Source organism: Chryseobacterium suipulveris (assembly GCF_022811685.1).
GTDB lineage: Bacteria > Bacteroidota > Bacteroidia > Flavobacteriales > Weeksellaceae > Kaistella > Kaistella suipulveris.
The window spans coordinates 1770154-1795869 of record NZ_CP094532.1; the positions used below are offsets into that span (position 1 = coordinate 1770154).

A 25716-nucleotide genomic window follows, 5' to 3' on the forward strand; every position below is an offset into this window, starting at 1 on the left:
CCAATTTCCTAAAGCTTAAACTCTAACTTTACGTTGAAAAACCTTCCCGTCAAACGTACCGGAACAGGATAATTGTAACCAGTGGAAACATCGGTTACCCACTGATTTGCAACCGTATTCAGAATATTGAAAGCGTTGAAGATCTGCACTCCCAAAGTCAGCTCTCGGAAATTCCCCCAGAATCCGCCGTTTACCTTGTTATCCTTTTGATCGATAAACACTTTTGAAAGACCGATATCGACTCTCTTGTAAGAAGGAAGCGTTCGCTGGTATTTGTAAGGCGCTGAAAAATCAGGTTTTCCATTTTCGTCGAGTGAGATTGGCGTTCCGGAAGGAAGTCCGTTCGCATACACCAAAGTAAGGTTCACCCTCATTGATGGGAATTTCGGCATATAATCCTGGTAAAACATGGAGAATTTGAAACGGGGATCGGTTGGACGCGGAATATATCCTCTTCCGTCGATATTTTCATACACTCTCGCATAGCTCGCGGAAACCCAGGAATCAACTCCCGGCACAAACTCCCCGAAAAGTCTTGTATCGATTCCATAAGCGTACCCTTCAGAATTGTTTTGTCCCGCATATCGAATCCTCACATTATCCAAATAATAAGGAATCAGGTTGTCCATCTTTTTGTAGTACAGCTCAGTAGTGAGTTTGAATGGACGCTGTACCATCTTAAACTCGTAATCATTGGCAAGAATTACCTGCATCGATCGCTGTGACTTTATATTTGGGTTAAAATTTCCGTCCAAATCCTTGATTTCTTTGTAAAAAGGCGACTGATAATAAACGCCACCGGAAAGTTTGAACAGCATATCCATGTCCCAATTTGGTTTGATGGCAAACTGCGCTCTCGGAGAAATAATCGTCTCGTTGTTGAAATCCCAATGTGAAGCTCGAACTCCTGCATTCAGGAAAACCCGGTTATCGCCCCAGTAAAACTTTTTCGAGTATTGAGCATATCCTGAAATTCTTGTCGGCTGAATGTGGTTTGCTCCCGTAATATGATATCTTAAGCGCAATTGAGATGGGTCTAAAGTTCCCGGATTCGTCCAGTCACGAGGAGTGTTATACCCCAAGGAATCTACGAGCTGCCATTCGTTGGTAAAATCTTTTAGGTTTTCTTTTTCAAATTTTAATCCCACTTCATAATCTGTATTGACATCGGGAGAAAACCTTGTCTTGAACTGCGATCCATAAGTTCTTACAAGCAGGTCATTTCTTGCGTGGTCAATCTGTCCTCCTACATCATAGGAAGTAATCGGCTCTCCCGTAACCGGATCAAAGGTTTGCAGCATATATCCCGAAGCAATCGAATAATACTCTCGCTCCCGGTTTTGATAAGCAAAATTGTCAAGCGTAAACTGCCATTTTTTGTTCGGCTTAAAATTTACAGTCGCTGTTCCCATCATGTTTTTGTACTGGTCGTCTTCCTGACCATTATAAAAAACATTTAATTTCAGGGGCGTCAACAATGAACCAAACTCAACCTCTTTCACTTTTGGAACCATTTGGTAATCGTTTTTGCTCCAATAACCGATGAAGGAAATATCCCACTTTGTGTTGATCTTATAGTTAATATAGGACTGGAAATCCATATATCGAGGATTGAAATCCGTATCTTCCTTCAAGGTATTGAGAACTAAATTGGTATTGCGATACCTCCCGGAAACAAGCGCGGTAAGCTTTTTATCTTTTGACGTGAATCCTGTGGAAAGTCTCGCCCCGATTAAGCTTGCCTCACCTGAAAGCTCAAATTTTGTTGGCTGCCTGTAATAGATATTAAGCGCGGAAGACATTTTGTCGCCATACTTTGCTTCAAAGCCACCGGCGGAGAAATTGATCGCCTGAACCATATCGGGATTGATAATGCTCATTCCTTCCTGCAGCGAGTTTCTGATCAGAAACGGACGATAAATCTCAATATCGTTAATATAGATCAGGTTTTCGTCGTAATTACCGCCACGAACCATATACTGGGACGAAAGTTCTGCATTGGAGTTTACCGAAGGTAAAGATTTCAGAAGACCTTCAACCCCTCCTGAAAGTGATGCAACCTGCTGCGCTTCCTTGGTTGAAATTTCCACCGAAGTTAGGTCGGTCACTTTTGGCTTTCCTTTCTTCTGGAAAACTACTTCCTGAATCTGTGTCTCACGCTCAGCTTTCACGAAAAGCACGTTAAGGTTCTGGAGTTTTGGCGTTGGCTTTATCGATTTAGAAAATCCTCTGAAAGTTTCCTTACTCACCGTCAAAGTTTGTTCGGTTGCCGCAATTGGAATCTTTACAAAACCACTGTTGTCGGTTGTAAAGCTTTGGTCGTTATAGGATACATCGGCGTTTGATACAGGAGTTCCGTTTTCATCTAAAACCTTGAGGTTGATTTGCGAAAGCGCGAAAAACGGTAAAAATATCAGAAATAAAAATATTTTTTTCAATGGGAAAATTTTAGGTTTTAAAGATAGAAAAAATTACAGAATGGCCTCCCTAACTCTGGTTAATTTTTGAAGCAAATCATCGAGTTTGTCAAGTTTAAGCATATTCGCTCCGTCGGAAAGAGCGCAGCTTGGATCAGGATGGGTTTCGATGAAAATTCCGTCTGCACCTACTGCGATTCCTGCTTTTGCGATGGTCTCGATCAGCTCAGGTCTTCCTCCTGTAACACCGGAGCTTTGGTTGGGTTGCTGAAGCGAATGGGTGACATCCAAAATGACCGGCGAATATTCCCGCATCGTCGGAATCCCCCGAAAATCCACCACCAAATCGGTATATCCGAAAGAATTTCCGCGTTCGATAATTGCCGTTTTGTCGTTACCTGAATCCTTTACCTTTTCCACCGCAAACTTCATCGATTCCGGAGACAGGAACTGCCCTTTTTTCAAGGTTACGCATTTACCGGTTTTCGCCGCGGCTACCAACAAATCTGTCTGCCGAACAAGGAACGCGGGAATCTGCACCACATCCACATACTGAGCAGCCAAAGCCGCGTGTTCGTTTTCGTGAATGTCGGTGGTTGTCGGAATATTGAAGGTCTCGCCAACTTTTCTAAGGATTTCTAAAGATTTTTCTTCGCCAATGGTTGTGAAAGAATCTACCCTGCTTCGGTTGGCTTTTTTAAAACTTCCTTTAAAGATATAGGGAATTTCGTACTTATTGGTGAGCTCCACTACTTTTTCGGCTATTTTTAGGGCCATCTCCTCACCTTCAATAATACATGGGCCGGCAATAAGAAAAAAGTTTTTGGAATTTTGGTGATGAATATTTTCAAGAAACTGAATCATAATAGTATCGGTGTCTAAAGCTACAAAAATACATAATTTGTCAGGAATCGGAAACTTTTCTGGCTGAAGAAAGCCATCACGAAAAATTGCGGTCAATACAAATTTCATTGGCACAGAAAAAAATCATGGAATTTTTTCGGAAAAAAACTAAAGTTTCCTACATTTGCAACTCCTAAAAAGCCCGGATGGTGAAATTGGTAGACACGCTCGTTTCAGGTGCGAGTGCTTCACGGCTTGCAGGTTCGAGTCCTGTTCCGGGCACCATTTTCATAATAAGCTAATTTGCAATTAGTTAATAATTGACTTCAGAAGAAAGGAGTAAAAAAATGTAGTTTGATTTCTTCATTCTTTTTCTTTACAATTTTATTCTCGTTATAACTTCACGTTCTTATTTTTTCAGCGACATTTCCAACATATATCATAAAGTTTGTTTTTCTGGTGATTTATGACTAACTTTTATCTGTCAAAAAAATTGATGTCATGAAAAGAATATTGATCCCCACCGATTTTTCTGAAAACTCCAAATCAGGGATAAAGTTTGGCTTGAAATGGGCTGAAAAAGATGACCTTCATTTGGTTTTCATTAATATTTACCAACCCATCAGAAAGTTGGAATGGACCAAATCCGAGTTTGAGCAAAACGAAACTGCTGAAATCAGGAGGTCGAAAGAAGAGCTTGACCGGTTTATTTTAGATGTTTTTGAAAGTTTCGGCGTTACGCCAAAACATTACTCGACCGAAATCATCGAAGGTTTAAGGGCAGACTCCTCGATCCTGGAGTATTGCGAAAATAATCAGGATATTAACTATATCTGCATCAGTACGCGAGGTGCGGGTGGCTTGAAAAAAATGCTCGGTACAAACACCGGAAACCTCATCACACAATCCAAAATCCCCGTGATTGCCGTTCCACAGGATTATCAAGGCACAAATCTGGAAACTGTACTTTACGCTTCCGACCTTGAAAATTACAGTTCAGAAATCAATAAAGTGCTCAATTTTGCGAGACCTTTAAAACTTCCTGTAGAAGTTCTTCATTTTTCCTGGCCCAATGAGGATCATTCCAAAAATGATGAGTTAAACCGTGATTATGAGTATGGCTTGACTTTCAGTTTTCCGCCGCATAATGTCAGACATAAGCTGATCACCAACCTTCAGGATCAGGTTAGCGAAAAGCAGCCCTCCGTATTCATCATGTTTACCAACCAGGAGAAAAGTTTTTGGGAAAAGCTTATTACTCCGAGCAAAACCGAGCAGCTTTCCTTTAATATAGAAGTTCCGATGATGGTTTTTAAAAAAGAAAAAAGTGCATGAAATTTTAGCAAGAATTGCATTAGCAAAGAATTATCCCTATCGCGAATTTAGCGGCTGTAAGCAATAAATTGAAAAAGTAACCTCCTTTGATTTTCTTTTAAAGGAGGTTTTTTAAACCAACAACGCTTTCTAACTAATTTCTCAGAAACCTTACATTTAAACAGCAAAAGTATCCCGCAGTGATTTCTGTTAAAAGCTGAAAATCGCTCAAAAAAACAAAACCATAACACATTTTTCGACATTTAAGTTTGAACTAAATGTGAACTTTACTACGATTTTACATATTTTTGACGCCTGAACGAAAATTTTTAACAGATCAATGAAACACATCGAAACAATTTTTGAAAATCGCAACTGGTCAGATAATATCCGTATGAAAATATATGAAGAAAAAGACCACGGTTCAGCGTATGTAGCACAACGTTTGGCAGATTTGATCATAAGCAAACAGAAGATCGGCGCACCTGCCGTACTGGGACTTGCAACTGGAGCTACGCCAAAAGGTGTTTATAAAGAACTGATCCGCCTTCATAAAGACGAAGGGTTAAGTTTCAGAAATGTGTTTACGTTCAACCTCGACGAGTACTACCCGATGTTGCCTACCAATGAAATGAGTTATGCCACATTCATGAAAAAGCACCTTTTCGAGCATATCGACATACCTGCAGAAAACACGAATATTGTTGACGGCTCTCTGTCTCACCATGATATTGATAACCACTGCAACCTGTACGAAAAAAAAATTAGTGATTTGGGCGGCATCGATATTCAGCTACTGGGAATCGGCCGTTCCGGACATATTGGCTTCAACGAACCTGGATCGACAGCAAACTCCGTTACCCGATTGGTCACTTTATGCGACACTACAAGAAAAGACGCTATCTCGGATTTTGATGGACTTGAAAACGTTCCCGTTCAGGCAATCACGATGGGCGTAAAAACCATTTTGGATGCAAAAGAAATCATACTTATTGCGTGGGGAAACAAAAAGTCAGACATCATGCAAAAGACATTAGGTGAAATAAGCGCTGAAGTTCCCGCTTCCTATTTACTGACGCACCCCAACGTTGAAATTATTCTGGACCAGGATTCTGCTTCGCTGTGCAAGATCGTTACTGCGTTATGATGATTTGAATATCGATATGTATGTAGAGAAGTTAGATTACTTTCCGATGCAGAGTCTAAAAAACCCTTTATTAATAGTAGTTTTGACATCTTGAGCAGTACAAATGAAGTACAGACTTATGCTGAGTTACTTAAAAAGATTAATTCTTTGTATAAGCAAATCCTTATATTTAATTCTATTTGCTTCACTCAAAAAAGATTGGTCTATTAATAATAACATTTTCTTTTCGGCTTTTGAAAATCTTTGAAATATGTTATCAATTTGTTTTTCCGATAATCCAAATTTTACTCCTAAATTGATAAAATCGGACTTCGTTAGGCGACTTTTTTCACCTTCAATCGTTAAAGCCGTTTCTTCTTTATCTTCCGGCAGATGCAGTTGAACATTCAATAGATCATAAGCAGGTGCAAATTCCCAATTATCACCTTTTAAAATCAACGAAAAATTCTTAAGATGCATATCATTATTTCCAGTTATATAACTAAAAATAACTACCTCATAAAGCCTTAAAACATCAAGCAATGTGTTCGATGAATGTTCAATAACTGCTTTTCCTACTTTTTCAATAGAACTTCTGTATTTGTCAAACGCTTCAGTAATTTGGAACATATCCAACATATGAATTTTTTCTCCTTTTGCAGTTCTGTCTATTCTCTTCGTAATGTAAGAAAGCTCCCCCGATTTTAATCTTATCAATGAAGACAATACCGTTGGTATTCCTAACAATTCTGCCAACTTCATAGTCAGATGTTCATTCTCAGGCATTTCAGGGAAAGTGGTATTCTGAGGTTTCAAAATATATTGACCTCCTAAAGCTTCTAAAACGGTTAATCTGCCCTTTGTTCCGTCAGCTAATTTTTCCTTAATAAAGCCTAAAGATAATTTTGGTTGAACACCCGGTACAGAAATAGAAGTTTCAATGATTTCCTTTGCCAAGGTTTCCATATCGCCTAAAGTATAATTAAGCAAAGGCGCTGTGGAAGTACCAAAGATTTTTTTACTGCATTTGGGATGAAAGTCAATTTCATTTTCTTTCAAAGCCTGATAACAAAACAAACATTTACTCACTTTCAGATAATTCAAAAGGTTCAACACTTACAGAGCCAATGCAATTTTTACAACATGCTAATAATAATCCCATCCGATCATTTTTATTAATCTTCCAATTATCCGAAGCGATATCCAAAAGCCATCCTTCCGGAATTAAGCCTTCAAAAAAAGGAAACAGTCTTTTTTCCCGATACACTTTATCCGAAACAGGCATAGAAAATGTAAGAAACTGATTAGGATGTTTTTGAATATAACCTTCGTCATAAGAAAATGTATATTCACCGTCATTGGTTTCTGTAATTACTCCGGCAAATATAGAATTATAAAAAACTTTTCCCTGTCTCATTCTTCTATTTCTTTAGTCTTCATGGGAATTAATTTACTGCCAAACATCAAAAGAACCTGATTTACTTTTGCCATGCTCAAGTTTTCTTTTCCCTGTTCAATTTTTCGAACAACAGTAAGCGCCACACCAGCTCTTTCAGCGAATTCTTCTTGTGTTAATTGAGCTTCTTTACGCTTTTGCTTTACAAAATTTGATAAATTAGGATACACAATTATATGCTTTTACAATGATAATTAAGCGAATATATAAAATTATATGCAAATAAATACAATTTTATATTTTTTATAGTAGTTATATCAAAAGGCATATAATCAGAATGAAAAATATTAGTACAAAGAATTTAATCTAGGTGATTATTATTTGATGCGCGTATCGCGATATGAGATATAGAATTTGTTAATGATTGACAAATGAAATAATGATATCATTGTATTTACTCAATGCGTTTTTCAATTTTTTCAACCACGCCCATTTCACTTCCGAACAATGCTAAAACCTGATTTACTTTATCCAGCCGAAGCGTTTTTTTGCCCTGTTCCATTTCCCGGATAAAGCGCAAACCGACTCCTGCTCTTTCCGCGAGTTCGGGCTGAGTAAGTTTTAGTTGTTTCCGTTTTTCTTTGATGAAGAGTGATAATGAAAGATTCATTTTATACCTTTTAGGGTGTAAAAATAGTGAATTATTTTTAATTATACCTTTTGGGGTATAGCAAATCATCTGCTCCTGCATTAAATTTTATAAGTTATATAAAAAAAATAATTCAGTGCAATATTTTTTTATTTTGAAATTTTTGATATCGCCTTTTCTATTTTATACAGTTTGTTACTAATCCGAACCAAGATGTTCATAATTATTCGTAGCCCAAAAAATATTTCTCTTCGTGGTATGGTCAGAAAGAAGTATATCAAGAATTTCTTTTGAAAATTCTAAAATTTCATTTTCTAAAATATCAATTTTCCCAACCATTATAAAACTACCTTCGAAGAATTCAACAAATCTTTAATATCTACATCCAGCAGTTTTGCAATTTCTAAAAGAGTTTCCATTGACGGCTGATTATCATTCGTCACCCACCGCGAAACAGTAACCTCACTTTTGCCAAGATGTTCAGCCAGCCATTTATTGGTTTTTTCTTTCTCTGCTAAAACAACTTTCAGTCTGTTAATTTTCATTATTTGTTATTTGATTAACATTTAGCGATAAAAATAAGGAGAAATAGTAACTCCAGTAAGAATTCAAATATTTTTCATTTTCTCCCTCGGCAAACCAATCTCCTGTTCACTCGGATAAGGTTTTCGCCAGGTCATGCTCACATCTTCGTTGATTTTTCGGTGGACTTCGTAGCGTTTTTCTTTATCGAATTCGTAGCGTGGATCGGGAATGAAAGGCATTTTTGCCATTTTTAAAACAGTAATTGTCGGGAAATGAAAATCCACTTCCACCTGTCCCAAAATCAGATAGCAACCACCACCCTGAAACGGAAATTCTTTCAAATTATCCGGAAAATGTGCCGTGTCGAAATATTCGCCTTCTGCATCAATCCAGGTTCCGAAATACATCGTGCCTTTCTTCGTCGGAACATGTTTTCGTGAGATGAGATACGCCAACATTTTTACCTGCTTTTTGTGGAATTTCAGTAAATCTTTCGCCATTACTGGACCTCGGTATTTTGTCTGAAGCAAATCAAACGGACTGCACGAAACAGGAAAACCTAAAATTTCAATCTCATCGAAAGCGTCCTCGAAACGGTTTCTCTGCAATTTGGGCAAACGGTAATCTTTCCTCGGTTCTTCTTCAAAAATAGATTGGAAGCGATGTTCTGGTTTGAAATTCATCATAATCAACCTCGCCTCAATCAGCAGTTCGTTTTTCTGTTTCCCGGTAAACCGAAATGCACCGACAAATATTAAAATCTGCAAGGTTTCAATTCCGATTGGAACACGATTGATGAAATTTTCCAGCGAGGTAAATTCGCCGTTTCGTTCCCGTTCTTCGGGAATGAATTGCGCTAATCTGCTTTCCAGTTTTTCAATGTGCATCAGTCCTAAAAAAACATCTTTTCCGTAAACCGTGGTTTCAAACAAACTTTGATTAACACAAGGATTATGAATGATTCCGCCATTCATCCTGCATTCGTGGACATAAACTTCCGTTCTGTAAAATCCACCGCCGTTATTAATCGCGGCGACCATAAATTCTATGGGAAAATGAACTTTTAAATACAAACTTTGGTAACTTTCCACAGCATAACTCGCGGAATGCGCCTTGCAGAACGAATATCCTGCAAAACTTTCAATTTGACGATACACTTCTGCAGAAAGTTTTTCGGGGTGTCCCTGTTTTTTGGCACATTCAAAAAAATGTTCCTTTACTTCCTGCAACTTCTTTATGGAACGGCTTTTTCCGCTCATCGCACGACGCAGAATATCGCCGTCTTCCGCAGAAACTCCGCCATAGTGAAGCGCAATTTTAATCACATCTTCCTGATACACCATAATTCCGTAGGTTTCGCCCAATTGCTCCTCAAAAACCGGATGAAAATAGTCAAACTGATTTGGATTGTTGTGCCGGAAAATATATTCGCGCATCATTCCAGACTGTGCAACTCCGGGACGAATAATCGACGAAGCGGCGACCAAAGTTTTGTAATTGTCGCATTTCAAACGCCTTAAAAGTCCGCGCATCGCAGGAGATTCGATGTAAAAGCAGCCCAAAGTCTTGCCTTTCGACAAATATTCGTTCGCGGTTTTTTCATCTTTTGAAATCGAAGTATCGCGGATATCGACCTCAATTCCTTGGTTTTTTTTGATTAAACGAACCGCTTCGTCAATCGTTCCCAAACCTCTTTGCGATAGAATATCAAATTTTTCCAGTCCGATTTCTTCTGCAGTGTGCATATCGAACTGCACAATCGGGAAACCTTTTGGTGGCATTTCCAGCGCGGTATAAGTCGTTATCGGTTCTTCGGAAATCAAAATTCCGCACGAATGCATACTGCGCTGGTTCGGGAATTTTTCGAGCAACATTCCATATTTCTGCACCTGTTTTACCACCTTGTTGTCATCGTGCAAAGCCATCGGATTTTTCGCCAGAACATCCAGTTCTTCCTTCGGCAAACCAAATGCTTTTCCTACCTCGCGGAAAATCGAGCGGTATTTAAACTCCACATTCGTCCCGCAAAAAGCGACATGGTCTTTTCCGTATTTTTCAAAAATATAGGTGAGAATTTCGTCGCGCTCCTTCCAACTCCAGTCGATATCGAAATCGGGCGGAGATTTTCGGTTTAAATTCAAAAAACGCTCAAAATAAAGGTCGAGTTCAATCGGACAAATATCCGTGATTCCCAGACAGTAACTCACAATGGAATTTGCACCGGAACCACGACCGACATGCATAAAACCACGACTATTGCTGTATTGCACAATATCCCAAGTAATCAAAAAATATCCCGAAAAATTTAGTTCGTCGATGACTTTCAGTTCTTTTTCGACGCGTTTTTTGGCAACTCCGTTGTCTTCGGAATAGCGTTTTTTAAAACCTTCGTAAGCCAATTTTCGCAATAATTTCTCGTCGGATTCCTTGCTTTCGGTGAAGTGCTTCTTGTTTTTTGGCGTGGAAAAATCAAACTCAAAATGGCACTGTTCGATGATTCTTTCCGTATTTTCGATGATTTGGGGGTAATTTTTATAATGTTTCAAAACCTCGAAAGGCGGTTTCAGAAATTCTGATTTTTCACAAATATCTTTTTCATCCAGTTTGGAAACCAGCGTATTTCTGTCAATCGCTCTCAAAATCCGGTGCAGATTGTAATCCTGCTTCGTGGAAAAAGTGACGGGCTGAAAAACCACCATTTTGTGAAGCAGACTTTTCCATTTTTTTTGAACTAAAAAATTGACTTCTTCGGGACGGATTCCGACAAACTCGTTTTCGGATAATGTTTCCGGCGCATTTTTGAAAGGATAAATGATGAAGGCGTTCTCCAAATTCGGATGCTGTTTCGGAAGCGGAATATTTTCACAGTTGAAAGCGGTAATTATCCGGTTGATTTCCGAAATTCCATCAGGATTTTTCGCAAGTGCCACATAATACTGCTCATTATCCACACGAATATCTACGCCGACAATCGGTTTGATGAGATGCGTTTTGCAAAGTTTATAGAACTCGTAAATTCCCGTAATCGTGTTAATGTCCGTCAAAGCCAATGCAGGAATACGCATTGCGGCAGCGTTTTCCACCAAATCTTCAATAGATATGGTTCCGTAACGCAGGCTGTGGTAGGAATGGCAGTTGAGGAACATTGGTAATTTTTCAATTGATTTAGACTAAATATCCCGACGCTCTCTGCACCGCATCACTTCCAAATCTTTTCTTCATTTTGTCCATCGCCTGATACAGATTCATGAGTTCTTCCGTGTCTTCAAAAAGATTCATCTGATGCTGTCCGTGAACCAATCCTGAAAATTTGACGCCGATTAATCTTAGACGCATTCTTCTTGTGTAGAGTTTTTTGAATAATTCCAAGGCGTACTTCAGCAAAGTATGGTCTGCAGAATTGTAGGGAATACGGCATTGTTTGGTTTCCGTATCGAAGTTGGCGTAACGGATTTTCACCGTGACAATTGAAGTGAGAAGTTTTTGTTCGCGCAGTTGGAACGCCAGATTTTCCACCATTCCGGAAATTAAACTCCGCATATTTTCAACATCAATCGTGTCTTCCGTAAATGTATGTTCCTTGGAAATGGATTTTCTTTCGGAATAAGGAATGACGGGCGATTCATCGATTCCGTTGGCCTTTTTCCATAGTTCGCTTCCGTTTTTCCCAATCATCTGTTGCAGAACTTCCACAGGCATTTCCGACAAAGTTTGAATGGTTCTAATTCCGATTCTCGACAATAATTGAAAAGTCACACTTCCCACCATTGGAATTTTCCTGATGGACAAAGGATTTAAAAAAGGTTGAACCAAATCGCTTTTAATTTCCAGTCTTCCCAAAGGTTTTGCTTCGCCGGTTCCGATTTTTGAAACGGTTTTGTTCGTAGAAAGTGCAAAGGAAATTGGCAGTCCGGTTTCTTTGGTAATGGTTTGGGTAATTTCATTCGTAAGTTTGTAGCATCCGAAAAATTTGTCCATACCCGATAAATCGAGGTAAAATTCATCGATGCTTGCTTTTTCCATCAAGGGAACATTTTCCTGAATGATTTCGGTAACCTCGTTGGATTTTTTGGAGAATAATTCGTAGTCGCCTTTTACCACTTTTGCATCAGGACAAAGCCGTAAAGCCATCTTCATCGGCATTGCGGAATGCACCCCAAATCTTCTCGCTTCATAAGAACAACTTGCGACGACACCCCTTTCTCCACCACCTACTATTACGGGAACGCCTTCCAGTCTGCTGTCCAACAATCGGGTGCAGGAAACAAAGAAGGTATCCAAATCCATATGTACAATCGAACGATTCATACTGCAAAACTATTGCGGATTTATAACATTTTTATTAAATTTGTTGTTCTAATTTATAACAATGTCTATTTTTTCAGATAACATCAGGGTTTTGAGAGACCGCAAGAATATTTCCCAACAAAAGTTGGCGGACGACCTTTTAATTACCAGAAGCCGGTATGTAAAATACGAGGACGGAACTTCGGAACCGCCTTTGGAACTCTTGCTTCGCTTCTCCAAGTATTTTAATGTGAGTGTCGATTTGCTTTTGAGTGTCGATATTCGAAAATATCCTTTAGACGACATGCTGAAAGTGGCTGAAAACCGAATTCTACTGCCTGTCACAGTAGATTCTAAAGGTGACAACAAAATTGAAATTGTCCCCGAAAAAGCATCAATGGGCTATCTGAACGGTTACAATGATCCAGGTTATATCGAAAGTCTTCAAACTTTGTCGCTTCCGTTTTTAAGGAACGGGAAATACCGTGCTTTTCCCGCGAAAGGCGATTCGATGCCACCTTACAAGGACGGAACATATATCGTTGGGAAATTTGTGGAAGATATTTCGGAACTGAAAACCGACAAAACTTATGTCTTTATCACAGTAAATGACGGTATTATTTACAAGCGTTTCCAATTTCACGAGGGCAGTTCGATTTGGGTAAAATCCGACAATAATTTCTATGAACCATACAAAATTTCGCTGTTTGACATCTATGAAATTTGGGAATTTGCCTGCAGTATCAACACCGAGGAATACCGCCCCGACGAATTTGAAAACCAAAATGTGCGGGAAATGTTTTCTGAGATTAAGAGTGAGATAAAGTATATCAGCGAAAGGATTAATATTAAGACTAAATAACTTGTTTATAATAACATAGCCCACGCTTACTTAAAAAATAATATTTTAAAAAATAATTACTTAAATAAATAAACTTTTATATATTTACATAATTATATATTGAAGTTGTTTAAAGTTTCCTAATCAAGATGCTGCAGAACGGGATAAGGTGCAGATTCCTCCAGTAACTTTCCTTTTTCTCGTATCTGACCAATAGGGATTTGAAGCCGTCAATCCACGCATTCATCCGCTCAATCACGAATCTTCTTTTGTATAGTTCCCTATCCAGGATTTCCTCTCTGTCGGAAATGTTTCCGTTTCTTTTGTTGAAGTCGATATTGGTGAAAATCTCGTTCGCCGTAAAGTAGCTTCTCAAACTTTCGGCATCAAACCCAGCGTCTGCATTTAGGAACAGCCCGTCCGTCCTTCTATTTGACTTTTTGATTTCATCCAGCATCTTTTCCATCTGTTTCTCCACATCGTAAAGGTCGTGGTGGTTGCCTGGAATCACTTCCGAACAATGCTAAAACCTGATTTACTTTATCCAGCCGAAGTGTTTGCTTACCCTGTTCCATTTCACGAATAAAACGCAAGCCGACGCCTGCTCTTTCCGCAAGTTCGGGTTGAGTAAGTTTTAGTTGTTTCCGTTTTTCTTTTATGAATTGTGATAAAGAAAGATTCATTTTATACCTTTTAGGGTATAAAATTATAAAATTATTTTTAATTATACCTTTTGGGGTATAAAAATTAAACTCCCTTCAGCATGTTTTACCTTCAATTGCAAAAAATCCTGTATACTGATTATTTTTCAAACTGTTTTTACTCCATTTTATATCCCGGTGACTTGTATAACTTATTTTTCTGTTCTATAATATCCGACTGATATACTTTTTCTTTCCAATCGTTTGGTTCAACATCTTCTATAGCTACAGAGAAGGAGCTTTCATCATAACCAATAACAGATATTGCTGCATTAGTTAATGCTTCGGCAAGTTTTTTCTTCTGTGTTTCTGATTTGCCTTTCCAAAGTTTTACAATTATATGTGGCATTATTTAGTGTTTAATAAGATTATTCGATACTTCTTTTTTACTGGTTAAATCATGTACTTTTTAATTAGAGATTATCTCAAAAATGGTTTTGAATAGGTATGGGCTTTGTGGATTGGAATAGAAAAGTGAGTTATGAAAGGTGGTGTTTGTCTTAGTGATGGTGAATGGGCTGCAGTAAGTGATTTGCTGCCTAAACAAAAGAAGCGAAAAGACGGCAAAGGAAGGCCTCGGCGCAACCCAAGGGAAGTGCTGAACGGCATTATCTATATTCTGTTTTCCGGTGCGCCTGGCATCTGCTGCCTGCTGAGTACCCGCCCTACCAAACTTGTCACCGGTACTTTCAGGCATGGACAAAGGCTGGTGTGTTCAGGAAAATGCTTACGAGATTAAGCGCTTATCACAACGGTAAAAGCCGTAAGGCACAAACAGCATTCATCGACGGCTCTTTTGCCGGGGCAAAAAAAGGGGCTTTGGCGTAGGCAAAACAAAGCGCGGCAAGGGCTCTAAGATCATGGCAATCACCACAAGGGATAGCCGGCCACATTCGGTACATGTGTTTTCAGCCACTCCTTTTCAAGCCACTTTGGTGGAACAAACCTTCAAGCATCGCTTTAGCAAGGCCAGAATCGGTAAGTTGGTTGGTGATAAGGCTTATGACAGCGATCCATTGGACAAACGGATGAAGCGAAGGGGTATTGAACTTATTGCACCGCACAAAAGAAACCGCAAGCGAAAGAAAACACAAGATGGAAGAAAGCTAAGGCCTTACAAAAAGCGCTGGACCATAGAAAGGTTCTTTGCCTGGCTGCAGAACTATAGGCGCTGTTTAGTAAGGTGGGAACGAAAGCTCGAAAACTTTCAAGCGTTCATCTTTCTAGCTTCTGTCATTATCCTATTAAGGTATTTTTAAGATAGCCTCTAAGCTCTTTTACTTCCGAAATTAAAATTTACAGCAAATGCTAATAAAAGCATTATTATCCCCACCATACACACACCTATCCAGTTGTACAAATTCCAGGCAATTGAACCCAATGTAGAGCCTACCGCACCGCCTACGAAGTTTGACACAACAAATACAGTATTCAACCAGCTTCGCTCGCTGTCACTCAAACTATAAATAAGTGATTGTGTAGAAACCATTGTCCCCTGAATACCAGATCCAAAACAATAATTCCAAGAATAATTCCGATAATGTATGTGCCTGCAAACCCTAACACTGCATAAGCAATGAGGCATGAAATGATACATACTACGATGATTCTACGGCTATCTTTTTTATCATTAAGCCCACCAATTACCCGAGCACCTAATGCACCTACTGCACCCACAAGACCAAATAAACCGATTTGATTGGGGTTCATGTTATATGAGGGACTTTCAAGTAAAAATGTCAACGAAGTCCAAAAGACACTAAATGAACTAAATATTATTGCTCCTGTGAATTGCCCCTCATCTCAATACTGCATACTTTTTAGTAATAGCCAGCAGCGATTGAAGTAATTGTTTATATGAAAGATTTGCATACGCAGTGACTGCCGGTATACTTCTAATCCACTACTTCCCAACTTTCTTGTTGCATAACTTCTTGTTGTACTTTATTTTGTATGCAGCCTGAAATGCTCAGAATTTGCAGAAGTATCAGAAAGAGGAATTTCATTGCATTTTGCTTTTGTCCTGTAATGTTTAAAGTCCAGACCAAAGTTTAAACTGTTTTACCATCTCTGGAGTAGCGTGAGTGAAAAAAGCACTTTCAGGATTATCGAGTTTGGCAATTTCCTGCATATCATCAGCGGAAAGTTCAAAATCAAAAACTTCAAAATTCTCTTTAATTCTGGAAGGGGTCACTGACTTTGGAATCACAACCACATCACGCTGAATAAGCCATCTTAATGTTACCTGTGCTGGAGTTTTACCGTATTTGTTTCCAATTTTCAGAAGTGTTTCATTACCAAAAAGATTATTTCTGCCTTCTGCAAACGGCGCCCAGGACTGGTGAACAACACCATATTCATCCATTGTTTTTCGGTCTTCATTTCTTTGGAAAAACGGGTGCGTTTCAATCTGGTTGATGGCCGGAATGATTTCATTGAATTCAATTAAATCAGCCAACCGGTCAGGATAAAAATTACTTACACCAATCGCACGGATTTTTCCGGATTTGTTCAGTTCTTCCAACGCTCGCCATGAACCATAAATATCATTGAAAGGTTGATGAAGCAAGTACAAATCTAAAGCCTCCAACTGCAGTTTTTCCATGGATCTCTCAAAGGCTGTTTTGGCTTTCTCATAACCGTAGTCAGAAATCCAAAGTTTGGTGGTAACAAAAATTTCGTTTCTTGGAATTCCACTTTCTTTTATGGCGTCGCCAACGGCTTTTTCGTTTCCATAAGCCTGTGCGGTGTCGATACTTCTGTAACCGGTTTCCAGAGCGGTTAACACGCTTTTTTTACATTCGTCATAATTCGGAATTTGATAGACTCCAAATCCTAAAATCGGCATTTCCACACCGTTATTAAATTTTACTGTTTTCATAATTTTTTTATTTCTTTTATTGTTTTAAATCGTTGAAGCATCGATTACATAGCGATACCGTGCTTCTTTGTTTACAATTTTTTCCCAGGCATCATTAATATCTTCTGCCTTTATTAACTGGATTTGCGGATAGATTTTCTTTTGAGCACAGTAATCCACTACTTCCTGTGTTTCGGGAATACCCCCAATTAACGAACCATTGAAATTGACACGGTTGAAAATCATGTTGAAGTTGTTAATAGTAAGCTCACCATTAACAGGTTGCCCTACTTGTGTAAAGTAACCGTAAGGCTTTACGCAATCAATGTATGAGGACATTTCATAAGCATATGGGATAGTGGAAATCATGTAATCCAATTTCCCCTTCCATGGTTTAAAGCTATCTGCACCGCTCACTACAATTACTTCTTTCGCTCCAAACTTTTTGATGTCTTCTACTTTTGACGCTGAAGTTGTGAATGCATAAACTTCAGCTCCTTTTGATACTGCTAATTGAATAGCCATGTGACCTAAACCTCCAATACCCGCTACGCCAACCTTATCACCCTTTTTAATTTTTGCGTGCATTAAAGGAGAATAAGTTGTAATACCCGCACAAAGCAGCGGTGCTGCATGTTGCAGATCTATATTGTCCGGGATTTTAATTGCGAAATGATCCCTTACCACAAGATTATTGGAATAACCACCTTGTGAAATTCCAGTAGGTGATGATTTTTCCGGTGAACCATAAGTGCCAGTAAAACCAGTTGTTTCACAATGATGCTCTTCGCCCTTTTTACAGCTTTCACATTCCATGCAGCTATCAACCATACAGCCTACACCTGCTTTATCTCCCACTTTGAATTTGGTTACATTCTTTCCTACTGCTGATACGATCCCTGCAATTTCATGCCCCGGAACCTGTGGGTATTGCTGCGGACCCCAATGTCCTTTCATCTGATGTATATCTGAATGGCATATACTTGCATATTTAATGTCAATGAGAATGTCATTATCACCCAATGGTCTGCGTTCAAACTCCCAAAGGCTTAATTTACCGGAACTGTCTTTTGCGGCATAGGCTCTTGATTTAATGTTGTTGCTCATATTTTTAAAATTATTTGTTTGTGAAAGAAGTTGTAAAGGGTTTGTAACTATTAAAGCTGCACCAGCCAATGCTGTTTGCTCTATAAATTTTCTTCTTGATAATTGATTGTTTTTATTTGCCATAGCCTTATCAATTAATTGTATTTATACATTCATTTATTTAATCGGTATAACTTTTACAGTAGCTTCTTTGGCACGGGTACTAATCATTGAGGACAGGTATGGGCTTTTAGCATACTTTTTTTTGTAAGCTTCATCAATTTGTTCATTGATACTGCCGTTAACTTTTTCAAAATTCACATCCTTAACCATACCCGCCGCATGAACACGACCTGCCTTTTGTGCAATAGCTGATTGATACCAGCGGGATTTAATGCCATTATAAGCCCGTACATATAAATCATCATTCACTACTACTGCCCATATCCATGTAGGTGTGCCATAAGTAACACCATCGGAACGGAAAGGCGATATTTTTAAGTCATCTGCTTTGTTTATATTTTGTAATTCTTCCAATGAGAATTTTGTATTTACTGAATCCATTTTTATTAATTGTTTATTAAAAAATTTGACAAGACGCTTCTTGCAGTATCTGCCTGAGTTTTATTAATACTTTCTTCAATCAGGCTAAATACTTCCATCAATTGCATTTTTGTAATACCTGTATTTATTCCCATTGTAATGTGGGCTTGCAACTGCGGCTCAACACCGGGCATTGAAGCCAAAGCCGAAATTGTAACCAACTCCCTTTGCTGATAACTCAAAACATCGCTATTAAAAATATCGGCAAACAAATGTTCCTTCAGAAAAGCATCAATACGAGGTGCAAACTCGCCAAAACCCAGAGCCGGTTTGGACTGCGAAACTTTGGTAAGAACTTCTAAAACCTTTCTACCTTGTTCATATTTGTCTGATGATGTGTCTTCAACAATAATTTGTTTTCCTATGCTGTCTGTAATTCCTTTTGCCTTTCTTTCATCCAATACGACTTTAAAAGTATTAAGAGCATTGAGACTTCTTGGAAAACCACAATAGGCATAGAGCTGTACCAATGTTTCCTTAATCTCGTTAATTGTTAGACCAGAATCCAATCCTTTATTTAGCTGCGGTTTTAATTGCAGCAAATTTCCAGCTGCCGTTAATGCAGAAATATTTACAAGGCTTTGCTGCATTGGACTCAAGGTTGGATTTGTAATTGTATTTTGCTGTGCGTACATTTTAGTAATGCTTACTGTGAGAACAAAAAGAATTAGCCAACGAAGGGTTTTGTTTTTCATCATCACTAACAAACTTTATTTTTTGTTTGCTGCTTTATATTCTTCGTCTGTAACAGGATTTAGCCATACAGCGTTTTCCTGTCCTTCGTAATTAGTAATAGCAATGTGAACCATTTTGCTTTGAGCTGTTGCTCCATGCCAATGTTCAACGTTTTCCGGGATATTTACTACATCACCTTTCTTAATGAACTGTGCCGGCTTTCCTCTCTCCTGATATATGCCTTCACCTTCGGTTACAATCAGTACCTGTCCTTTGGGGTGTGTATGCCAATTGGTTCTTGCGCCGGGTTCAAATGTTACTGCACCAGCAGAGAAATTATTATTCTTATCCTTTGAAATCATTGGATACAAAAATGCAGTGCCTGTAAACCACTGTTTCGGCAACTGTTGCCCTTTAGGGAAAATTGAGGTATTGTTATCTGTTGTCATTTTGGAAGTGTTTTTAGTACTATTGCAGGCTGTTAATGTAACAGCTATAATCAGCAATTGAATTAACTTGAATTTCATACTGCAAATATCGCAACTATCTAATGCACCCGGTTTATACAGAATACTGTTCTTTTTACCACTTTTACTGATTATTACTAAACTGAGCCAAAACAGCATTTAGAATTACTAAATTTGCAGAGAGAAAATTTAAGATATGGAAGAGATAAGGAAAATTGGAAATGTAAAGGACTATAACAATTGCCTTGGCGTAGACACCCTGCACCCGCTTGTAAGTATTGTTAATTTTGACGATTTACCTGAGGTACAGACTCATAGACTTAATATGAGTATTTACGCTGTGTTACTCAAAAATATCAAATGCGGTGATTTACGTTACGGCAACAGCCATTATGACTATGCAGATGGCACATTGATTTTTATTGCTCCAGGTCAGTTATATGGTGTGGATAGCAAAGGGGCTAAAGTAAGAGCATCAGGATATGCTTTGGTTTTTCATCCGGATTTGATTGCCGGAACCTCATTAGGGAAAAATATTAAAGACTATACCTTTTTTTCCTATGAGGTTGAAGAAGCCCTGCACCTCTCCAAGAAAGAAAGGAGGACTATCATTGATTGCTTTAATAAGATTAATGATGAGATAGACCAAAATATTGATAAGCATAGCAAGACACTTATAGTATCAACAATTGAACTTCTTTTAAACTACTGTCAGCGTTTTTATGACCGACAATTTATAACACGAAGCACTGCCAATAAGGATATACTGACCCGATTTGAAAACCTATTGAACGATTATTTCAAAACAGACAGGTCAAGTACTTTTGGATTACCAACTGTTGCCTATTGTGCAGATGCACTACATCTATCACCAAATTATTTTGGAGACCTAATAAAAAAGGAAACAGGCAGCACTGCTTTGGACTATATACAAACACGATTAATTGATGAGGCAAAAAATCGGATATTTGACAGAAGCAAAACAATAAATGATGTTGCTAATGAATTAGGCTTTAAATACCAACAACATTTTACAAGGTTGTTTAAACAAAAGGTTGGAGTTACACCTAATGAGTACAGACATTTGAATTAACCTCTTACAGAAACCAAAGACTTTCCCTGCCAAAGTCACCACCATGCATATATCCCATGCTTCCAGAGTAGTCGAGTAATATTCTTAAATGCGTGCTCATATATTGAAAAATAAAATTTTAACCCCCTCCTTCCAGCGCTTCCCTCAAAACCTGTTGCAGAAGAAGATTATTGGCGTTTTGACTTTCTTTTACGCTGGCTTCCAGCGCATCGCAGTGGTGCATCAGTTCATCCAGTTTGGCGACAATTCTTTCCTGAATTTCAAGCGGGGGAAGTGGAAATAAAAATGACTTGATTCGCCCTAAATTAAAATTTCCGGCTGAACCTCCTTTACTTGATATTTCCTTTTGCATATTTTACTCCATAAGGTGAGTTTAATAAATAGGCTAAAAAAAATGAGTTAACAAACTTTTTGAATGGCTTAGATTATTGCATGTAAAGAATTGATTTATTTATATTTGATTTCAATTCCAGATTGGTTCGATTAAAAGACACAATTTATGTAATATCAGAAGGCGGTCATTACGATTTCAATTCCAGAAGGTTCGATTAATAGAATATTGGAAGTTGTACGTGACGGCATCCGAATAGAATTTCAATTCCAGAAGGTTCGATTAAAAGTGTCATCGCCGCGAAGTTCGGAATCAATTAAATCGGATTTCAATTCCAGAAGGTTCGATTAAAAGTTTCCATCGTCCAGGACATCCGAAACGATTTTCAATTTCAATTCCAGAAGGTTCGATTAAAAGAACAATTCTTTAAAATTTTCACCTTTTAGAAGTCTGATTTCAATTCCAGAAGGTTCGATTAAAAGGCGGGAAAGATATTCAGCTCGTTGTCAACGAGATTCCATTTCAATTCCAGAAGGTTCGATTAAAAGCAGCACTACTAAAAACAGCAACTGGAAAAGACGAATTTCAATTCCAGAAGGTTCGATTAAAAGAATCAAAAAAATTAAATAATTATGGCAGATTGCTTATTTCAATTCCAGAAGGTTCGATTAAAAGTTCCGTCTTTCCAACCTGTTAATAAAGTTTCATTGATTTCAATTCCAGAAGGTTCGATTAAAAGTATAAGCAAAATTTAAATCATCCTACTTTTAGGAATTTCAATTCCAGAAGGTTCGATTAAAAGTTGAAAAACCGCCATTTCTCTAAATTGTTTAAATAAATTTCAATTCCAGAAGGTTCGATTAAAAGATTTTGTTGACCAATAGGGAAATAAAGCCATCCAAATTTCAATTCCAGAAGGTTCGATTAAAAGTTAAATCCACATCGAAAGTAACAGAATCAGCGGAATTTCAATTCCAGAAGGTTCGATTAAAAGTTCTATATTCTTTTTTTCTCTTTTTTTCTTCTACGAATTTCAATTCCAGAAGGTTCGATTAAAAGAATTAATAGTTTTTTCATAGCACTTATTTTTTATGGATTTCAATTCCAGAAGGTTCGATTAAAAGCAAATGATATTAGATAACGGAACTGAATGTTTATTGATTTCAATTCCAGAAGGTTCGATTAAAAGTTAAAATTATGCTTCCGAAAGCTCTGTCTGCAATTGAATTTCAATTCCAGAAGGTTCGATTAAAAGTATTTCCAGGAGCGCAGTTTGTGTAGATTTTTCATATTTCAATTCCAGAAGGTTCGATTAAAAGAAGTGCAGGAACATCCCGAACTCGCAAAAATTATATTTCAATTCCAGAAGGTTCGATTAAAAGGTGAGCGTCTTATGCGAATCTTTATTTGAGTACGTAATTTCAATTCCAGAAGGTTCGATTAAAAGCCGAATTTCGGAGCGGTTACGGAAGATGAAACATAATTTCAATTCCAGAAGGTTCGATTAAAAGTTAGTTTTTCGATATGGTATTATAGTTTTTATCAAATTTCAATTCCAGAAGGTTCGATTAAAAGATGTTTTTATTGCCACGCTTCAGAGTTCCATAAGGATATTTCAATTCCAGAAGGTTCGATTAAAAGACTGTTGCTGCTGCTTTTATTGCTCGTCTGCAACAATTTCAATTCCAGAAGGTTCGATTAAAAGGCTGTTCCACTTGCCCGGGTGTTCGTGGGTTTCTCAATTTCAATTCCAGATTGGTTCGATTAAAAGTCGGAAGTGTGGTCGGAGGTGGTGGAACCTGATTGATTTCAATTCCAGATTGGTTCGATTAAAAGTTTTCTACCGCTTTTTGCAATCTTTCTACCACTTTATTTCAATTCCAGATTGGTTCGATTAAAAGCCAAACGCCCAAAACCATTTTTCCTAAAATAGACCCCATTTCAATTCCAGATTGGTTCGATTAAAAGATGCTCCACTTTCGGATTTGGCGTTTACTAACGAATTTCAATTCCAGATTGGTTCGATTAAAAGTCTTTCGGAAGATTTGTCTTTTTCAAAACCATCATATTTCAATTCCAGATTGGTTCGATTAAAAGTTATTTAATTTTCTATCTAAATATCCTGCACAGCACTATTTCAATTCCAGATTGGTTCGATTAAAAGTTTTTCGGCTGCGCCGCTGTGCGTCTCGCCGGCTGATTTCAATTCCAGATTGGTTCGATTAAAAGTCTGATGTGGGAAAATCAGAATCTTTGTCCGGAAATTTCAATTCCAGATTGGTTCGATTAAAAGTAATCGTCGAGCATCGATTCCTCGTAATCAATATTCCATTTCAATTCCAGATTGGTTCGATTAAAAGAATGACGATGATGAACGGTTCCTCGATCATATTCTATTTCAATTCCAGATTGGTTCGATTAAAAGATCTATCGTCTGAAACATTGTGATTTGTTTCATCGATTTCAATTCCAGATTGGTTCGATTAAAAGACTTTCCGGGAAGCGGGCGTTTTGAAGAATAATTCGATTTCAATTCCAGATTGGTTCGATTAAAAGAATCTGATTATCAATAAGTTAAAAGTTATAGTTAAATTTCAATTCCAGATTGGTTCGATTAAAAGCTCGAAAGGCAATGTACATGGGTTTTTTTTACAATTATTTCAATTCCAGATTGGTTCGATTAAAAGATGTTTCCCAGGTTTCCGCATATATTTCGAAATATAATTTCAATTCCAGATTGGTTCGATTAAAAGGAAACATCCGTAGGATTCAGCACCATTTTCTTTTGTTATTTCAATTCCAGATTGGTTCGATTAAAAGATTGACACTCGTAACGTAGTTGCCGGTGCAACAAAATTTCAATTCCAGATTGGTTCGATTAAAAGTGCATCTGGGTAGTTATCCAACATGTATTGTAACGTATTTCAATTCCAGATTGGTTCGATTAAAAGTCCCTGTCCAAATCCTCTACGGTAACTAAAGGATAAATTTCAATTCCAGATTGGTTCGATTAAAAGGGTTTCGACAAATAACGGAATAATAAAGGTTTCAGAATTTCAATTCCAGATTGGTTCGATTAAAAGTTCAAGATGAAGGCGGAAGCGTTCATAAAACTTTATTTCAATTCCAGATTGGTTCGATTAAAAGACTATAATTATTAAAAACAATATAGAAAAATTCAATATTTCAATTCCAGATTGGTTCGATTAAAAGCAGGAACGGAAGTATCCACCATGTTGATGATATGCTATTTCAATTCCAGATTGGTTCGATTAAAAGTTCTTAATGGTTTGCTTTTTAAAATCTTCCAGGGAAATTTCAATTCCAGATTGGTTCGATTAAAAGCGGTTTCGGGGCGGGGGGCTATCGTTACCCCCAGTTATTTCAATTCCAGATTGGTTCGATTAAAAGCCACCGTCTGATTTGTATAGCCCAACAAGCTGTTAAATTTCAATTCCAAATTGGTTCGATTAAAAGTGGTCTGTAAATAAAGTTGACGTGCAAAGCAGGGAAATTTCAATTCCAGATTGGTTCGATTAAAAGCATATACGGAGGGGCAAATAACGTGAATACCATTATATTTCAATTCCAGATTGGTTCGATTAAAAGTTGTAGGTAATACCTGCGTTCACCCATTTTTGCGATTTCAATTCCAGATTGGTTCGATTAAAAGCGGTAATTGCAGCTTTAAACAAAATTACTAATGACATTTCAATTCCAGATTGGTTCGATTAAAAGGAGAAAACGCTCCTGAAGCATGTACGACGTTTTGAATTTCAATTCCAGATTGGTTCGATTAAAAGATTTTAACGCTTTGCCAAAGCAAACTTTTCGAACTGCATTTCAATTCCAGATTGGTTCGATTAAAAGTTTTCGTTTGGTGAAGCAACAACAGCTACAACTTTATTTCAATTCCAGATTGGTTCGATTAAAAGCAGCTTCCCGGATGTTTATTATCGCAAAGGTTTCTTCATTTCAATTCCAGATTGGTTCGATTAAAAGAGCCGCGGCAAATGCAGCCGGTATCGCTCCTGCAATATTTCAATTCCAGATTGGTTCGATTAAAAGTGTCGCTTCCAAAATCGAAAAGGTTTCGGTTGTAGATTTCAATTCCAGATTGGTTCGATTAAAAGTGGTGTCAAACGGCGTGGAGTAGCATATCAGCCAAATTTCAATTCCAGATTGGTTCGATTAAAAGGCCGCGGCAAATGCAGCCGGTATCGCTCCTGCAATATTTCAATTCCAGATTGGTTCGATTAAAAGATATTTGCTAATTAACTTTTAAATTTTATATATTAATTTCAATTCCAGATTGGTTCGATTAAAAGGAAAAATCCCGGTTATCATTTTATAATCGATAAAGAATTTCAATTCCAGATTGGTTCGATTAAAAGTCGCAATAGACCATATAATAGGAACATTCGTACACATTTCAATTCCAGATTGGTTCGATTAAAAGATTACAACGAAAAATCCGCAGAAAATTTAAACCGATTTCAATT

The 25716-nt window shown here is 37.8% G+C and carries 24 protein-coding genes, 1 tRNA gene, 1 pseudogene and 1 CRISPR repeat array (1 of these 27 only partly in view); of the genes and pseudogenes, 7 read left to right on the forward strand and 19 right to left on the reverse strand.

The window, feature by feature from the left end; all coding sequences use genetic code 11:
- Positions 1-8: 8 nt before the first annotated feature.
- On the reverse strand, positions 9-2180 hold the full coding sequence (locus MTP09_RS08390) for a TonB-dependent receptor plug domain-containing protein (RefSeq protein WP_243551619.1): 2172 nt from the start codon (positions 2178-2180) through the stop codon (positions 9-11).
- Positions 2181-2471: 291 nt separating this feature from the next.
- A complete protein-coding gene (gene kdsA / locus MTP09_RS08395; protein ID WP_243551621.1) occupies positions 2472-3281 on the reverse strand; it encodes a 3-deoxy-8-phosphooctulonate synthase in 810 nt (269 codons plus the stop codon).
- Between the two features lie 179 nt (positions 3282-3460).
- On the opposite strand from kdsA, the gene MTP09_RS08400 reads away from it, so the two are divergent.
- From MTP09_RS08400 to nagB, 3 genes are all read left to right on the forward strand, one after another.
- A tRNA-Leu gene (locus tag MTP09_RS08400) sits at positions 3461-3545 on the forward strand.
- Between the two features lie 216 nt (positions 3546-3761).
- Positions 3762-4595 (forward strand): universal stress protein, encoded by an 834-nt coding sequence (locus MTP09_RS08405; protein WP_243547879.1) that lies wholly within the window; start codon positions 3762-3764, stop codon positions 4593-4595.
- A gap of 319 nt (positions 4596-4914) precedes the next feature.
- Complete coding sequence (gene nagB, locus MTP09_RS08410) at positions 4915-5721, forward strand: glucosamine-6-phosphate deaminase (protein WP_243547881.1); 807 nt, start codon at positions 4915-4917, stop codon at positions 5719-5721.
- Positions 5722-5847: 126 nt separating this feature from the next.
- On the opposite strand, the gene MTP09_RS08415 is transcribed toward nagB, so the two are convergent.
- From MTP09_RS08415 to dinB, 7 genes are all read right to left on the reverse strand, one after another.
- Positions 5848-6789, reverse strand: a complete 942-nt coding sequence (locus tag MTP09_RS08415; protein ID WP_317618754.1) for a HipA domain-containing protein — start codon at positions 6787-6789, stop codon at positions 5848-5850.
- A complete protein-coding gene (locus MTP09_RS08420) occupies positions 6782-7117 on the reverse strand; it encodes a HipA N-terminal domain-containing protein (protein ID WP_243547882.1) in 336 nt (111 codons plus the stop codon). Before MTP09_RS08420 ends, MTP09_RS08415 begins: the two co-directional genes overlap by 8 nt.
- Positions 7114-7326: a helix-turn-helix domain-containing protein gene (locus MTP09_RS08425; protein WP_243547883.1), complete on the reverse strand. Its 213-nt coding sequence runs from the start codon at positions 7324-7326 to the stop codon at positions 7114-7116. Before MTP09_RS08425 ends, MTP09_RS08420 begins: the two co-directional genes overlap by 4 nt.
- 224 nt (positions 7327-7550) lie before the next feature.
- Positions 7551-7766 (reverse strand): helix-turn-helix transcriptional regulator, encoded by a 216-nt coding sequence (locus MTP09_RS08430; RefSeq protein ID WP_243547885.1) that lies wholly within the window; start codon positions 7764-7766, stop codon positions 7551-7553.
- 317 nt (positions 7767-8083) lie between these two features.
- Entirely contained in the window at positions 8084-8290 is a 207-nt protein-coding gene (locus tag MTP09_RS08435; RefSeq protein WP_243547886.1) for a helix-turn-helix transcriptional regulator, read from the reverse strand.
- A 63-nt stretch (positions 8291-8353) separates the two neighbouring features.
- On the reverse strand, positions 8354-11416 hold the full coding sequence (locus tag MTP09_RS08440; protein ID WP_243547888.1) for a DNA polymerase III subunit alpha: 3063 nt from the start codon (positions 11414-11416) through the stop codon (positions 8354-8356).
- A gap of 19 nt (positions 11417-11435) precedes the next feature.
- Positions 11436-12578 (reverse strand): DNA polymerase IV, encoded by a 1143-nt coding sequence (gene dinB / locus MTP09_RS08445; RefSeq protein WP_243547889.1) that lies wholly within the window; start codon positions 12576-12578, stop codon positions 11436-11438.
- Between the two features lie 61 nt (positions 12579-12639).
- Between dinB and MTP09_RS08450 the strand changes: the two genes are divergently transcribed.
- Positions 12640-13419, forward strand: coding sequence for an XRE family transcriptional regulator (locus MTP09_RS08450; RefSeq protein ID WP_243547890.1), 780 nt, complete (start codon positions 12640-12642; stop codon positions 13417-13419).
- A 109-nt stretch (positions 13420-13528) separates the two neighbouring features.
- Here the strand turns inward: MTP09_RS08450 and MTP09_RS08455 are convergent, their stop codons facing one another.
- The 3 genes from MTP09_RS08455 to MTP09_RS08465 form a co-directional block, all read right to left on the reverse strand.
- Positions 13529-13909: a transposase gene (locus MTP09_RS08455; RefSeq protein WP_243547891.1), complete on the reverse strand. Its 381-nt coding sequence runs from the start codon at positions 13907-13909 to the stop codon at positions 13529-13531.
- Positions 13845-14081, reverse strand: a complete 237-nt coding sequence (locus MTP09_RS08460; protein WP_243547893.1) for a helix-turn-helix transcriptional regulator — start codon at positions 14079-14081, stop codon at positions 13845-13847. The genes MTP09_RS08455 and MTP09_RS08460 overlap by 65 nt, the downstream gene beginning before the upstream one ends.
- Positions 14082-14217: 136 nt before the next feature.
- Positions 14218-14448 carry a tautomerase family protein gene (locus MTP09_RS08465; RefSeq protein WP_243547895.1) on the reverse strand — a complete coding sequence of 77 codons (231 nt, stop codon included), beginning with the start codon at positions 14446-14448 and terminating at the stop codon, positions 14218-14220.
- A gap of 132 nt (positions 14449-14580) precedes the next feature.
- Between MTP09_RS08465 and MTP09_RS08470 the strand changes: the two are divergent.
- Positions 14581-14927 (forward strand): annotated as a pseudogene (locus MTP09_RS08470) (transposase).
- A gap of 32 nt (positions 14928-14959) precedes the next feature.
- Positions 14960-15358 carry a transposase gene (locus tag MTP09_RS08475; protein WP_243547899.1) on the forward strand — a complete coding sequence of 133 codons (399 nt, stop codon included), beginning with the start codon at positions 14960-14962 and terminating at the stop codon, positions 15356-15358.
- 196 nt (positions 15359-15554) lie between these two features.
- Here MTP09_RS08475 and MTP09_RS08480 read toward each other — a convergent pair whose 3' ends face one another.
- The 6 genes from MTP09_RS08480 to MTP09_RS08505 form a co-directional block, all read right to left on the reverse strand.
- Positions 15555-15809, reverse strand: coding sequence for a hypothetical protein (locus MTP09_RS08480; protein WP_243547901.1), 255 nt, complete (start codon positions 15807-15809; stop codon positions 15555-15557).
- A gap of 322 nt (positions 15810-16131) precedes the next feature.
- On the reverse strand, positions 16132-16980 hold the full coding sequence (locus MTP09_RS08485) for an aldo/keto reductase (RefSeq protein ID WP_243547903.1): 849 nt from the start codon (positions 16978-16980) through the stop codon (positions 16132-16134).
- A gap of 24 nt (positions 16981-17004) precedes the next feature.
- Positions 17005-18189 carry an NAD(P)-dependent alcohol dehydrogenase gene (locus MTP09_RS08490; RefSeq protein ID WP_243547905.1) on the reverse strand — a complete coding sequence of 395 codons (1185 nt, stop codon included), beginning with the start codon at positions 18187-18189 and terminating at the stop codon, positions 17005-17007.
- 33 nt (positions 18190-18222) lie between these two features.
- Positions 18223-18609, reverse strand: a complete 387-nt coding sequence (locus MTP09_RS08495) for a DUF2255 family protein (protein WP_243547907.1) — start codon at positions 18607-18609, stop codon at positions 18223-18225.
- Positions 18610-18614: 5 nt separating this feature from the next.
- Positions 18615-19346 (reverse strand): carboxymuconolactone decarboxylase family protein, encoded by a 732-nt coding sequence (locus MTP09_RS08500; RefSeq protein WP_243547909.1) that lies wholly within the window; start codon positions 19344-19346, stop codon positions 18615-18617.
- A 12-nt stretch (positions 19347-19358) separates the two neighbouring features.
- A complete protein-coding gene (locus MTP09_RS08505; protein ID WP_243547911.1) occupies positions 19359-19772 on the reverse strand; it encodes a (R)-mandelonitrile lyase in 414 nt (137 codons plus the stop codon).
- 214 nt (positions 19773-19986) lie between these two features.
- On the opposite strand from MTP09_RS08505, the gene MTP09_RS08510 reads away from it, so the two are divergent.
- A complete protein-coding gene (locus tag MTP09_RS08510; RefSeq protein ID WP_243547912.1) occupies positions 19987-20883 on the forward strand; it encodes a helix-turn-helix domain-containing protein in 897 nt (298 codons plus the stop codon).
- Between the two features lie 118 nt (positions 20884-21001).
- On the opposite strand, the gene MTP09_RS08515 is transcribed toward MTP09_RS08510, so the two are convergent.
- Positions 21002-21235 carry a restriction endonuclease subunit S gene (locus MTP09_RS08515; RefSeq protein ID WP_243547914.1) on the reverse strand — a complete coding sequence of 78 codons (234 nt, stop codon included), beginning with the start codon at positions 21233-21235 and terminating at the stop codon, positions 21002-21004.
- 1720 nt (positions 21236-22955) lie between these two features.
- A CRISPR array of direct repeats spans positions 22956-25716; the repeat unit is 30 nt; unit sequence ATTTCAATTCCAGATTGGTTCGATTAAAAG (it continues 6196 nt past the right edge of the window).